Source organism: Marinobacter manganoxydans MnI7-9 (genome assembly GCF_000235625.1).
GTDB lineage: Bacteria > Pseudomonadota > Gammaproteobacteria > Pseudomonadales > Oleiphilaceae > Marinobacter > Marinobacter manganoxydans.
Window position 1 is genome coordinate 22,204 of record NZ_AGTR01000085.1, and the last position, 12,046, is coordinate 34,249.

Below are 12,046 nucleotides of genomic sequence, written 5' to 3' on the forward strand. Positions count from 1 at the left end.
TTAATGCTCCGAGGATTTGTGGATCGGCTGTGGCCGGATCAGAAGAATCAGGGCATGAATACTGATCAGCGCGCCCCCGACAGGGACCGCCGCATTCTTCATCCAGACTGGATAGCGGATGGCAGGGGACACCTGGCCGGCTGTGAACTCCGCGAAGTTCCAGCCGTTCCAGAACATCACAAGCCCGAAGCCGATGATCAGCACCATGATGCCGCGTTCAACCAATTCACCCAGAAGTGGTGGCAGTGCGTTTACCAGCAAAGTCACCCGGACATGGCCACCGGAACGGACCAGCGCGCTGGCAAACAGGAAGACGGTCCAGGTGAATGCCAGGGCCGCCACCTCATCGCTCCACACCAGCGCATCACCCAGAACGTAACGATAGAAAACACCCAGTAGCAGGCTGCCGATCATGACCAGAGCGGTCACCGCCCCGACAGCCTGTGAGCCAAAGGCCAGGCCTTGTCCAAATTTATCCAGATACTGATACATCCAAACGGTTCCCGGTCAGATAGCCTCAGGGTGTTCCCGGGCAGGTGGCGTTACTCGGCCACCTGCTCCAGGGCCTTGTCGAGAATATCCGCGCCAATCTTGCTGCGGTATTCGTCGTAGACGTTGGCGACCTTGCTCCGGAACGCCTCAACATCGTCGACTTCATTGACCGTCATACCCGCCGCCTTGATCTGGTCAAGAACCTCACCGTTGTTGGAGGCAACGGTTTCGCGCTGGCGGTCAATGGCCCGTTTGGCGGCCTCTTGAACCAGATCCTGGGTCTCCGGGGAAAGTTTGTTGAAGGTCTGCTTGGACATCAGCAGGGCCAGGGCGTTGTAGGTATGGCTTGTCAGTGAAAGATAGTCGGTTACTTCCGGATATTTGTTGGCAAAGATGACAGGAAGTGGAATTTCCAGCCCGTCGACCGTGCCCTGCTGTACCGCGGTAAAAACATCACTCCAGGCCATGGGTACCGGGTTTGCGCCTATGGCGCGGAAGCTGGCAATGAACAGGTCACTGGGCTGCACCCGAAGCTTTACGCCGTTGAAATCCTCCGGTGTGCGGATTGGGCGCTCGTTATTGATGGTGTGCCGGAAGCCGGCTTCCGGGAATCCGAGCCCGACAATGCCCTTGGCATCCAGCTTGGCAAGCAACGTCTGGCCGACTTCGCCATCCAGAACTTTGTGTGCCTGCTGATTGTTGGCATACAGGAAAGGCAGATCGTTGAGCTGGAACGCAGACTCCAGAGTACCGACCTGGGTTCCGGTAATCACGCCTGCGTCCATGGTGCCGAACTGCATGGCTTGCAGCATTGCGGTGTCGTTGCCGAGCTGGTGGTTGGGGTAGAACTGGACGTTGAATTCGCCCGGTGCGGCGGCCTCGAGTTCTTCCGCAAAGTAGTGGGCGGCGATTGCGTAGGGGTCGACTTTACTGTCAGCCGTGGTCCAGCCGAGCTTGATGGTTGTCTGGGCCTGGCTCAACGTGGCGGCGCTGGCCAGAACGGCGGCGGCGATCAATTTACGATTCATGAGTTTCATTGTTGCTCTCCGATGTAAATCAAACTGGAAATGTGTTTTTTCTTGATGGTATCCGCTTTCCAGTCAGGCAGGTTGTACCAAATTTAATTGTGTTTATTTGCTCCGATTCTGATCGGTAAAAATTAATCTAGGGTAAGAAAAACAAAAGCGCAAATTTAATATTATTCAGCTGTTTGTGAATGAAATTAAAAAAGGCACCCCGCTGAATTCCATTCATAACCAGCTGAATATAATTGAATTTGCAAAATCGGAGAAATAATATTATTTATTTGTGAGTTAATTATTTATTCAAAGTGATTCGGTGTTAATTAATAAAAGGAAAAAGCGATGAGCCAGGAAATGTCGTGTGAAATAGAGCGCCTGGAAAAAGACTTTTTATGGCCTGAAAACAAACGATTGGCGGTTAACTTTAATATCGCTTTTGAAATGTGGACACCGGATTCGTGTTCCAGCGTTAATCCCATGGGCAACGTTCTCGCTGGTGATATGGTGGACCCCAATGCCGACAGTTATGGTCGCTACAATGCCAACGTGGGCGCAAAAAGGCTGTTTGATATTGCGGAGAGTTACGGCGTGGCCTCCAGTGTGTTTACCTCCGGGCTGGTTGCAGAGCACTGTTCGGATGAGCTCAAAAAACGCTTTGACTATGGGCACGAGATCATCGGCCACAGCTATGGCCAGAACATGCTTTTCCCGTATCTGAATGAACAGCAGATCGAAGACAATATAAAAAAATCGACTGCGCTGATTGAGCAAGCCACCGGTCACAAGCCTGGCGGCTGGATCAGTCCCAGAATCACCTCCGATCTGGATGTTCAGTGCCGGCTATCCCTGCATGGCTACAAGTGGCACGGCGATGCACTGGATGATGATCGACCGTACCTTCAGCGGTTTTCCGATAGTACGATCATGGCGATCCCGGTAACCATTGATTTCAATGATCTGCCACACGCCATGCGATTTGGCAGAACGCCCGAGCAATTCGTTGAGATGTTCACCACGACGCTGGACAGGCTCTTGGCGAGCAATCGCGAAACGCTGATTCTGGACGTGATTGTTCACGGCCATTGCTACGGTCGGCCTGCCGGTGCCTGGGCGTTTGAAGAGATTGTTAAGCGATGTGCCCAGCAAAGAGAACTGTGGCTAACCACCAGGGGACAGATCTTTGATTATGTGAGACCATTTTTCGACGATTGATACCGGAGGCATAACGCCCACACTGACTATGGCAGTACGGAACCCGATAAGCCCACAACCGGGTACCGCAGATCTGAACAATCCGCTGTACTACCTCGAGAACATGGAAACCGTCCTTGGCTGGGTGCAAAGCCATCACGGCGACCTGCTGACGGCGGACGAGCTGGATCGACTGACCGGCTTTCATACCCTTTCACTGCCGGCCCGGGCCTTGCTGACCCGTATGGTGATGCGCACGGGCGATATCTTCCGGTCGGACAAACTCAAGTACCCGGAGCTTGGCGTACCAGAGCAACAGGCCCTGGAGGAGCTGACTGACACGGGCTGGCTGGACACCGATCCCCTGCTCAGCCTGGACGAGCTGTTCCGCCTGTTCACGCTGGGAGAACTGCGTCCGGCCCTGGGGCCTCTGCTAAAGGCGGCCGGAGAGCCTGCCAACCTGCCCAAGGGCCAGATGCGCGACGCCCTGCTTGCGCGATTTCCCGACCCTCTGACCGTCGCCGACTGGCTCGGTCAGCACGCCAGGCCGGTGGTCAGGCTCAAAACCATGGCGTTGTTTGACCGGGTCCGCCTGATGTTTTTCGGCAACCTTCGCCAGAGCTGGTCGGATTTTGTACTGGTGGAACTGGGTCATCAGCAGTATGAGCCGGTCACCTTTACACCGGATTCCCGGGCGTTCCAGCATCGTTCAGAGGTCGACCTGTACCTTGCCATGCACCAGTGCCGGGAGTGGCTCGATGAAGGGGTACCTGCCAGCGAGGTATGGCGCGAAGTGCCCGGTCCTTCGGAGAACGCCTGGCTGACCAGCCGCCGGGACCGGTTGTTGCTGGAATTGGGCCGCCAGGCGGAGCGTCAGGGTGAGCGGGAGCTGGCCGTTGAGGCCTTCGCCAGCAGTGGCCATCGGGAAGCAAGGTTGAAGCAACTGCGGTTGCTGGAGCGGATGAAACGTCACCGGGAAGCCTGGGCCATTGCCTCCCGATGGCAGCAACAACAACTCAGCGACGCAGAAGCACAGGGTCTGGCGCGAATTCTGAAACGCCTCGCGGGCCGGCTGGGTGAGACACCACCCCGACTGCCGATGCAGCCGCCAATCCGGGACATCACCCTGACCCTGCCCAAACCGGAAATCGGATCCGTGGAGTACGCCGTCCAGCACCATCTGTATCAGGACGATGCTCCGGTGTTCTATGTGGAAAACACCCTGATCAACGGACTGTTCGGCCTGCTCTGCTGGCAAACCATCTTTGCACCGGTGCCGGGGGCCTTTTTCCATCCATTCCATGTCGGCCCCGCGGACCTGACCCGGGAAGATTTCGTAAGCCGTCGCCAGGCATCCTTCGAGCAGTGCTTTGGGTTGCTGGCGGATGGTCGTTATCGGGACCGGATTCTGGAGAATTACCGGGCCAAGCAGGGCACCACCAACCCCTTCGTGATCTGGCCGGTCATCACCGAGGAGCTGCTCGGCCTGGCGCTGGACTGTATTCCACCGGAGGATCTGGAACGCCTGTTCCGTCGCCTGTTGTTGAATATCCGGGAGCATCGCAGTGGCTTCCCGGATCTGATTCGCTTTTTTCCGGGTGCCACCGACACGGCAAAGCGCTATGAAATGATCGAGGTGAAGGGGCCGGGTGACCGTCTGCAGGATCACCAGATCCGTTGGCTCGAATTTTTTGCCGGCGAAGGCATCCCCGCCAGTGTTTGCTACGTGCGCTGGCAAGGCGATGGGGGGATGGAATGACGGTGAAGGTGGCCGTCCGGACCCTCTGCGAATTTGCCGCCCGCAAGGGTGATCTGGACTTCCGCTATACTCCGGCCCCCAGTGCCGAGGAAGGCATCGCTGGCCATCAGGCAATCCAGTCCAGGCGCGGTTTCGGCTATAAAAGCGAGTATTTACTGACCGGTGAGTGCCTGGGGTTATTGCTTTCCGGGCGCGCGGATATTTATAACCCGCACCGTGGCCGGCTGGAAGAAATCAAGACCCATCGTGGAGACCTCAGCCGAATCCGCGAACACCAAAGAGCGCTCCACCGGGCCCAGTTGCGAGCCTACGGCGCGCTGTTGTGCCGGCAGGAAAACCGGAAAACCCTGGAACTGGCGCTGATCTACTACGACACCGGCAGGGATAAGGAAACGCCGGTGGTGGAGACCGTCAGTGCCGACGAACTCTGGCAGGAACTGGAAACCCTGTGCAGCAACTACAGGGCCTGGGCCGAACAGGAAGCGCATCACCGCGAACAGCGCAACGCCCTGCTCGCGGGTCTTGTGTTTCCTTTCGCCGAGTTTCGCCCCAGGCAGCGCCAGCTGGCGGAGACGGTGTACAAGAACGCGGCGAAGTCCGCCACCCTGCTCCTGGAAGCCCCCACCGGTCTGGGCAAGACCCTTGGCACGCTGTTCCCGGCGCTAATGGCCATGCCTGCCGCCGGGCAGGACCGGTTGTTCTACCTTACCTGCCGTAATACCGCGCGCCAGCTTGCCATGGATGCCGTGGCGCGCCTGCGTTCGGCGCAAGCGGCCCCGAACTGGCCCCTGAGAACCCTGGAACTGGTGTCGAAAGACGACGCCTGCGAGCACCCGGACAAAGCCTGCCATGGTGAATCCTGCCCCCTGGCCAAAGGCTTCTTTGACCGGCTGCCCGATGCCCGGGCGGAAGCGGCCCGGACTGAAGGCACACTGGATCAACACACATTGGCGAAGATCGCCGCGGGTCACGAGATTTGCCCCTACTTTCTGGCCCAGGAAATGGCCCGCTGGAGCGATGTGGTGATCGGTGATGTGAACCGGCTGTTCGATCAATCCGCCCTGCTCCATGGTTTGATTCGCCAGAACAACTGGAAGACCAGTGTGCTGGTGGATGAGGCCCATAACCTGGTGGACCGAGGCCGGGGCATGTATTCAGTTCGGCTGGATCAGCAGCGATTGCTGAAGATCAAAAAAACCGCACCGAAGCCGCTGAAATCGGCCATCGACCGGACAGCCCGGGCGTGGCAGAGCCTGATCCGGGATCACCAGGCTGATACAGAGAGCCCGGACTTCCTGGAGACACTGCCGACGCAGTTGCTGGGTGCCCTGCAGGCCATGGTCTCCAATCTGACCGATTATCTGGCTGACAATCCCCCGGATCTGGCCCTGCAGGAACTGTTGTTTGAAAGCGTCGCCTTCATGAAGCTGGCGGACACGTTCGGCGATCACTCCCTGTGTGAACTCCAGCGGGCCGGTCGGGGACGGGCCAGCCTGACGATCCAGAACCTGATCCCGGCGGATTTTCTGCGGGAGCGGTTTGAAGCCGCGCATTCGGTGCTGCTCTTTTCCGCCACCCTGAGTCCGGGTGCCTACTACCGGGACCTGCTGGGTCTGCCCGGGGATGTCCGTTTTACCTCCTTGCCCAGCCCGTTCAGCGCGGATCAGCTGCAGGTGCATTTCACGCCCGGCATCAGCACCCGGCAGGTTCACCGGGAAGCCTCGCTCCAGCCAATCGCCGAGCTGATCGCTCGCCAGTTCCGGGACCGGCCCGGGCATTATCTGGCGTTTTTCAGCAGCTTCAAGTACGCGCAGCAGGCGAGCGACGCTCTGGCGCAGCTGGCTCCCGATGTCCCCCAGCGGGCGCAGGCGCCGGGTATGTCGCCCCGGCAACGGGCGGACTTTCTGGCAGGGTTCAGGGAACCGGAAGGCAATGTGGCGTTCGCGGTTCTGGGTGGGGTGTTCAGTGAGGGCATCGATCTGCCCGGGGACCAGCTGATCGGGGCCTTTGTTGCAACCCTTGGGTTGCCGCCTTTCGATGCCTGGCATGAAATCCTGAAGGCTCGCCTGGAACAGCGTTTCGGGGCCGGTTACGACTACACGTATCTGATTCCGGGCTTGCAGAAAGTGGCCCAGGCGGCCGGGCGGGTGATCCGCACCCCGGAAGACCGGGGTGTTATCTGGCTGATTGATGACCGGTTTCTGCAGCCGGCCATCAATCCGTTATTGCCGCGCTGGTGGTTCAGCGCACCAGAGTAGTTAACCGAATACAAAGAACGCCAGCTTGTTGCCGTCCGGGTCTTTCACATAGGCGCCGTAGAACTGGTCCGGAATTCGCTGCCCGGGCTCGCCGTCGCAGGTGGCACCAAGTTCGATCGCTTTCTTGTACATGGCATCCACACCCTCTTTGGAACCCGCAGGAAGGGCGACCATATTGCCGTTGCCGGGATGGTTGGGTTCTTCATTGAAGGGAACGCAAACGGCGATCATGGGCTCGCTCATGCGCTTGCCGATAAAGGCGATACGGCCCATGTCCAGAAGCATCCTGGCCCCCTGGTCGCTCAACAATTCGGCATAGAATGCCTTTGCTCGTTCCATATCACTGACGCCAAGGGTGACGTATCCGATCATATGCGTTCTCCGTTGATGGTTGTTTTAGGCGAATTTAATACGTTGAATGCCGGGCCGGGATCATTCTCCGTCGCCATCGGCCACTATCCGGTTACGCCCGGATCGTTTGGCGGCATACAGTGACTGGTCGCAGGCCGATAGTAAATCCCGAACCGAAGTGCTCTGGGTATCTGACCCGGACCAGTTAACCACGCCGGCACTGAAAGTGATGCTGAAGGTTTCTCCTTCATCACTGACAAAGCTCTCTGTTTGCAGGGTAACCCGCAGGGATTCGGCCACCTGGCCGGCTTCGGACAGCCCGGTATTGGGCATGAAGATAATGAATTCCTCACCCCCGGTGCGGGCTACGATATCGGATTTTCGGGTGCTGGACTCGATGATATCGGCGAACCGCTTGAGCACCGCATCGCCGGTTGGGTGCCCGTAGGAATCATTGATGATTTTGAAGAAATCGATATCCAGAGAAATCAGAGAGAAGGTATCTCCGTACCGCTCACCCTGTGCCACGGACTCCTGCAATTTCCTCAGCATATACCGTCGGTTGTATAGCCCGGTCAGTTCATCGGTGATCGAGAGCTGTTCCAGCTCGAGTTCCAGGTTCTTCTGGGTGTCGATATTGATGGTCATGCCGTGCCAGCTGATCCGGCCATCTGGGTCTCTTTCCGGCAGCGAGACACCTTTGAGCCAGTAGCTTCCGCGTTTGGTCTGGACACGGTATTCGCAAACCCACTCCTCCAGAGTCTCGGCAGAAACGGCGATGCTCTCGTGCACCCTGGGAAGATCATCCGGATGGATCAGGTTGAAGATCTTGTCGGGATCAGCCAGGCATTCGTCTGTTGTCAGCCCGTAAAAATCCCAGGTTTTTTCGCTGAGGTAGGAAAAGTAATAGCGACCGCCCGGTTCCAGCACAAAGGTGTAGATGATGCCCGGCAGGGATTTGGCGAGTTGCTCCATCTGGTGTTGGCTCAGCTTCTCCCGGGTGACATCGAGGTGGGTTCCCATCAGCCAGCGGGTATCCAGGCCCTGATCGTCGGTTAGCAGCGTGCCGCGGGTGTGGATGTAGCGCCAGTCCCCGAATTTGTGGAGCATGCGGACCACGCAATCGAACTGTGGGGCGTCACCATCCAGATAGCGGGCGAGAGCCTCGCGGGCCTCCTGGAGGTCCTTCGGATGGCAAAGGTTCTCCCAGGTCTTGAAGGTGACGGGCTGGAGTTCTTCGAGGCAATAGCCGAGCAGGTCTGCCCAGCGAGGATTGTAGATAACCTCGCCAGTATCAAGGTTCCATTCCCAGGTACCGGCACCGGTGCCTTCGAGTATTGCTTTCAGTCGGATTTCCGGTGTCAGTTCCATGTCTACCATAAGACTAGCTTGTGCAATCAGACCTCGCTGGGAGCCCAGTTCTCCCAGCGAGGTCTGATCCTGAGCCATCTCCGTCAGAGATTCAGAAATTATTTGAATCTCACCACCAGTTCGTGGAGCTCGCTCGCGATCTGCTCCGTTCTCCACATACTATGGGGGGAATTTTCGACTTTGGCCAGTCTTGGTAACAAGCTAGTGTTTGGCTGAGCGCGGCGCCGGTTTGGCCAGCCATTCGTGGCCCTTCAGCATGCCGTGCCAGTACAGTGTTGGCAGTTGCTTGGCCTTCAACCACCAGGCGGCCCGGGTCGCCTTGGTGCCATCGTTGATCCATTTCGGGAAGCTGGGCTGGAGTACGCCGCCGTAGCCGAATTCCGCCAGTACGATCTTGCCATTTTCCACGGTCAGCGGGCAGGAGCCATAGCCCAGGTAGGCGGCCTCAAGGGGCTGGTTTCGAAGCGTGGCCACCAGGTTTTCCGCCACCACCGGCGCCTGTTTGCGCACCGCAGCGGCGGTTTTGGCGTTGCCGGTTCCGCTCACGTCGCCAAGGCCAAAGATGTTGGCGAAGGTTTTATGGCGCAGAGTGTCGTCCTCAAGATCCAGCCAGCCGCCTTCATTGGCCAGTGCGGATTCCCGGATCAGCTTCGGTGCCCGCTGGGGCGGCACGGCGTGCAGCATATCAAAACTTACTTCGCGGTCCTGGCTGTTGCCCTCGCCATCGGTTGAGCGGAAAACGGCTGTTTTCGAAGGCCCGTTCACGGCAACCAGTGTGCTCTGGAAATTCAGATCGATGTCGTATTTCTCGATGTACGCTTCGAGGGCCGGGACGTAATCGGCCACACCAAACAGAACGGCGCCGGCGTTATGGAGCTGGATATCCAAGTCGTTCAACACACCATGCCTGAGCCAGTAATCGGCAGACAGATACATGGCTTTCTGGGGGGCGCCGGCACACTTGATCGGCATCGGCGGCTGGCTGAACAGGGCGCGACCCTTTTTGAGGTTCTGGACCATGTCCCAGGTGTAGCTGGCCATGCCTTCCCGGTAGTTGGAGGTGACGCCGTTGGAACCGAGAGCGTCTTCCAGGCCTTCAATACCGCCCCAGTTCAACTCGAGGCCAGGGGCGAGCACCAGGGCTTTGTATGCCAGCGCAGAGCCGTCGCCCATAGTAACCTGGTTGTTGTCCTGGTCGATGGCGGTTACCGGTTGCTTATACCAGGACACGAAACCGGGCATCACGTCTGACATCGGCTTGGAGGTGACCTCGGGCCGGAACACGCCGCCGCCGACCATGGTCCAGCCGGGCTGGTAGTGATGCCGGGCAGCGGGCTCGATGATGGCGATGTCGATATTGCTATCCCGTTTGTGGATGCTCGATGCCACCGATATACCGGCTGCCCCGCCTCCCACGATCACGACGGTATGAGTTTTGACGCTGCCTGTGTCGGTAGTGCTGGTAATCATGCCTCGAACCTCTTGTGTTTGTTTGCTCTGCGCGAGTGGTGTTAGAGATATATCAAAGCCTACCAAACTTCAGGTTCTAACGTTAGAATAAATGGCAATATGCGGGGTTGGTCTGCTCTGCCACAGGCATAGCGTTGAAAGTGACTTTGTCACTGAAGGCTCGATCTTGGCTCGATACATTGGTTTCGAAGCTTTTCGGTCAACCAAAAAGGAGTTTTTCCCATGATCAAATCAATCAAAGCCGTCGCCGCCGCTGCGCTGATTGCCGCCGTACCTTTCAGCGTTCACGCCGACAGTCATAAAGGTGGCGTTGAAGAAGTGCTGGTGATCCTGTCCAGCGATTCGCTGCAGACCCAGGGCATGGCGATGGTGCTTTCGAACACCATGGCCCAGCAGGGGGCGAAGGTAAACGTGCTGCTCTGCGACAAGGCCGGTGACCTGGCACTTAAGTCCTACGAAGCGCCTGCGCTCAAGCCCAAGGATGTGACACCGGGGCAGATGCTGCGTGGCCTGCTCAAGCAGGGTGGCGAGGCGAAGGTCTGTGCCCTGTACTTTCCGAACAGCAACTACGGCAAGGACGATCTGATTGACGGCGTTGGCGTTGCCATGCCGCCGGAAATGGCCGGCCAGATGCTGAACCCGAAGATGCGTACGTTCACCTTCTGAGGCGGTAGCCCGGGACGGACCGCCCCCGGGCGTTTACATTCCAATCAAGGACGATAGATCTTCTCTGGATTGAGTTTCATGGACCATGGCAGGCCCTCGTTCTGCCAGCCATTCACAATTCTCATGCCTTTCTTCTCGCCTTCTTTGGCGCCACTGCCCTGAAAGCCGTGGTCAATGTACTTCACATTGGTGAAGCCCCGTTCCATCAGGTATTCCGCGCTGGGCTTGCCACGGCTGGAACCGGAGCGGCACATGGTAATCACCAGGTCATCCCTGGTAAGGCCTTTCTCTTTGAGGGCTTTTTCTACCTCCGCCGCGAACTCCGGATTGGTGTTCATGGCAAACCGGCCCTTGTCGGCAAGAAAGTCGGAGCGATCGGCGAGTTTGAACGGGATATTCTTGTCGATCACGTCGGTAAAGCCGATAAACATGATTTCCACCGGATCCCGGACATCCACAAACAGGAGTTGGTCTCCCTGCTTCTGAACCATGTCATAGGTTTCCTGTGGGGTCAGGGATAGCGCTTCTTCCGCCTGGGCGCTGAAGGCAATGGCGAAAGTGGCGAGCAGGGCTGTCAGTATATGCTTCATGATGGTTTCCTCCTGCATTGAGGAGGCCCGCCGAACGACGGGCCCCTTATCTATCCGCGAGTCGGATTAAAGCTTGGTGGTGCGGAGATACGGACGGATTTCATTCCAGCCCTGCGGGAACAGACCCTTGGCTTCCTCGTTGGAAATGGAGGGCGGAATGATCACGTCGTCTCCTTTGCGCCAGTCGGCCGGCAGGGCAACCTTGTTGGCATCACCGGTTTGCAGGGCATCGATGACCCGGAGGATCTCGTCGAAGTTACGGCCGACCGCCATTGGGTAGGTCATGGTCAGGCGGATCTTCTTGTCTGGGTCGATGATGAACACGCTGCGTACGGCTGCGGTTTCGCTCTCACCGGCGTGGATCATTTCGTACAGCTCGGCCACTTTGTGGTCAGCGTCGGCAACGATCGGGAACTGAAGGTCGCAGTTCTGGGTGTCGTTGACGTCTTCAATCCACTTTACGTGCTCTTCCACGGTATCGGTGGAAAGACCCAGGGGCTTCACGTTGCGGGCCTCGAATTCTTTCGCCAGCTGCGCGGTGCGGCCCATTTCAGTGGTGCACACCGGCGTGAAGTCGGCCGGGTGGCTGAAGAAGAATACCCAGGAATCACCTGCCCAGTCGTGGAAGTTGATCTGGCCGGCGGTGCTGTCGATGGTGAAGTTCGGGGCGGTAGAGCCAAGCAATAAACTCATGATGAATCTCCTGTCGGGTTTTGCTGGTGGAGGCGGGTCGCCTCTTGATGTCGGAATAACAATAACCCGTCAGGAGGCTCTTAGCCAATAAAGTTATATCTATAGAACAAATAGGCTTAACGAATTGAGGACGGGCCTTTCTCAGTAGATCGCTCTACCGTGACGTTTCTTCTCTGTCCTGAT

General features: G+C 57.7%; 11 protein-coding genes. 4 read left to right on the top strand and 7 right to left on the bottom strand.

Annotated elements, in window-relative coordinates:
• Both KYE_RS18715 and KYE_RS18720 read right to left on the bottom strand, forming a co-directional pair.
• Positions 1-492, bottom strand: coding sequence for a TRAP transporter small permease (locus KYE_RS18715; protein WP_008176627.1), 492 nt, complete (start codon positions 490-492; stop codon positions 1-3).
• 50 nt (positions 493-542) lie between these two features.
• Positions 543-1,529 carry a TRAP transporter substrate-binding protein gene (locus KYE_RS18720; protein ID WP_008176628.1) on the bottom strand — a complete coding sequence of 329 codons (987 nt, stop codon included), beginning with the start codon at positions 1,527-1,529 and terminating at the stop codon, positions 543-545.
• 327 nt (positions 1,530-1,856) lie between these two features.
• Here KYE_RS18720 and KYE_RS18725 point away from each other — a divergent pair, with 327 nt between their 5' ends.
• The 3 genes from KYE_RS18725 to KYE_RS18735 are packed head-to-tail and all read left to right on the top strand — an operon-like array spanning position 1,857 to position 6,722.
• Entirely contained in the window at positions 1,857-2,726 is an 870-nt protein-coding gene (locus KYE_RS18725) for a polysaccharide deacetylase family protein (RefSeq protein ID WP_008176629.1), read from the top strand.
• A 28-nt stretch (positions 2,727-2,754) separates the two neighbouring features.
• The gene (locus KYE_RS18730) at positions 2,755-4,464 is read left to right on the top strand and encodes a VRR-NUC domain-containing protein (protein WP_008176630.1); all 1,710 of its coding nucleotides are present in this window, start codon (positions 2,755-2,757) and stop codon (positions 4,462-4,464) included.
• Between the two features lie 2 nt (positions 4,465-4,466).
• A complete protein-coding gene (locus KYE_RS18735; RefSeq protein WP_039882169.1) occupies positions 4,467-6,722 on the top strand; it encodes an ATP-dependent DNA helicase in 2,256 nt (751 codons plus the stop codon).
• On the opposite strand, the gene KYE_RS18740 is transcribed toward KYE_RS18735, so the two are convergent.
• The 3 genes from KYE_RS18740 to KYE_RS18750 all read right to left on the bottom strand — a co-directional run bounded on the left by KYE_RS18740 (position 6,723) and on the right by KYE_RS18750 (position 9,914).
• Positions 6,723-7,094 carry a VOC family protein gene (locus KYE_RS18740; protein WP_008176632.1) on the bottom strand — a complete coding sequence of 124 codons (372 nt, stop codon included), beginning with the start codon at positions 7,092-7,094 and terminating at the stop codon, positions 6,723-6,725.
• Positions 7,095-7,154: 60 nt separating this feature from the next.
• A complete protein-coding gene (locus KYE_RS18745; RefSeq protein ID WP_008176633.1) occupies positions 7,155-8,522 on the bottom strand; it encodes a sensor domain-containing diguanylate cyclase in 1,368 nt (455 codons plus the stop codon).
• A 123-nt stretch (positions 8,523-8,645) separates the two neighbouring features.
• Positions 8,646-9,914, bottom strand: a complete 1,269-nt coding sequence (locus tag KYE_RS18750; protein WP_008176634.1) for an FAD/NAD(P)-binding oxidoreductase — start codon at positions 9,912-9,914, stop codon at positions 8,646-8,648.
• A 222-nt stretch (positions 9,915-10,136) separates the two neighbouring features.
• Between KYE_RS18750 and KYE_RS18755 the strand changes: the two genes are divergently transcribed.
• The gene (locus KYE_RS18755) at positions 10,137-10,580 is read left to right on the top strand and encodes a hypothetical protein (protein ID WP_008176635.1); all 444 of its coding nucleotides are present in this window, start codon (positions 10,137-10,139) and stop codon (positions 10,578-10,580) included.
• A gap of 44 nt (positions 10,581-10,624) precedes the next feature.
• Here the strand turns inward: KYE_RS18755 and KYE_RS18760 are convergent, their stop codons facing one another.
• Both KYE_RS18760 and KYE_RS18765 read right to left on the bottom strand, forming a co-directional pair.
• Entirely contained in the window at positions 10,625-11,170 is a 546-nt protein-coding gene (locus KYE_RS18760) for a rhodanese-like domain-containing protein (RefSeq protein WP_227497885.1), read from the bottom strand.
• A 66-nt stretch (positions 11,171-11,236) separates the two neighbouring features.
• Entirely contained in the window at positions 11,237-11,863 is a 627-nt protein-coding gene (locus KYE_RS18765; protein WP_008176637.1) for a peroxiredoxin, read from the bottom strand.
• Positions 11,864-12,046 lie beyond the last annotated feature (183 nt).

Bases quoted from the DNA above. Each gene is read 5' to 3' on its own strand.
- KYE_RS18715 (WP_008176627.1), bottom strand. From the start codon at position 492: ATGTATCAGTATCTGGATAAATTTGGACAAGGCCTGGCCTTTGGCTCA.
- KYE_RS18720 (WP_008176628.1), bottom strand. From the start codon at position 1,529: ATGAAACTCATGAATCGTAAATTGATCGCCGCCGCCGTTCTGGCCAGC.
- KYE_RS18725 (WP_008176629.1), top strand. From the start codon at position 1,857: ATGAGCCAGGAAATGTCGTGTGAAATAGAGCGCCTGGAAAAAGACTTT.
- KYE_RS18730 (WP_008176630.1), top strand. From the start codon at position 2,755: ATGGCAGTACGGAACCCGATAAGCCCACAACCGGGTACCGCAGATCTG.
- KYE_RS18740 (WP_008176632.1), bottom strand. From the start codon at position 7,094: ATGATCGGATACGTCACCCTTGGCGTCAGTGATATGGAACGAGCAAAG.
- KYE_RS18745 (WP_008176633.1), bottom strand. From the start codon at position 8,522: ATGGCTCAGGATCAGACCTCGCTGGGAGAACTGGGCTCCCAGCGAGGT.
- KYE_RS18750 (WP_008176634.1), bottom strand. From the start codon at position 9,914: ATGATTACCAGCACTACCGACACAGGCAGCGTCAAAACTCATACCGTC.
- KYE_RS18755 (WP_008176635.1), top strand. From the start codon at position 10,137: ATGATCAAATCAATCAAAGCCGTCGCCGCCGCTGCGCTGATTGCCGCC.
- KYE_RS18760 (WP_227497885.1), bottom strand. From the start codon at position 11,170: ATGAAGCATATACTGACAGCCCTGCTCGCCACTTTCGCCATTGCCTTC.
- KYE_RS18765 (WP_008176637.1), bottom strand. From the start codon at position 11,863: ATGAGTTTATTGCTTGGCTCTACCGCCCCGAACTTCACCATCGACAGC.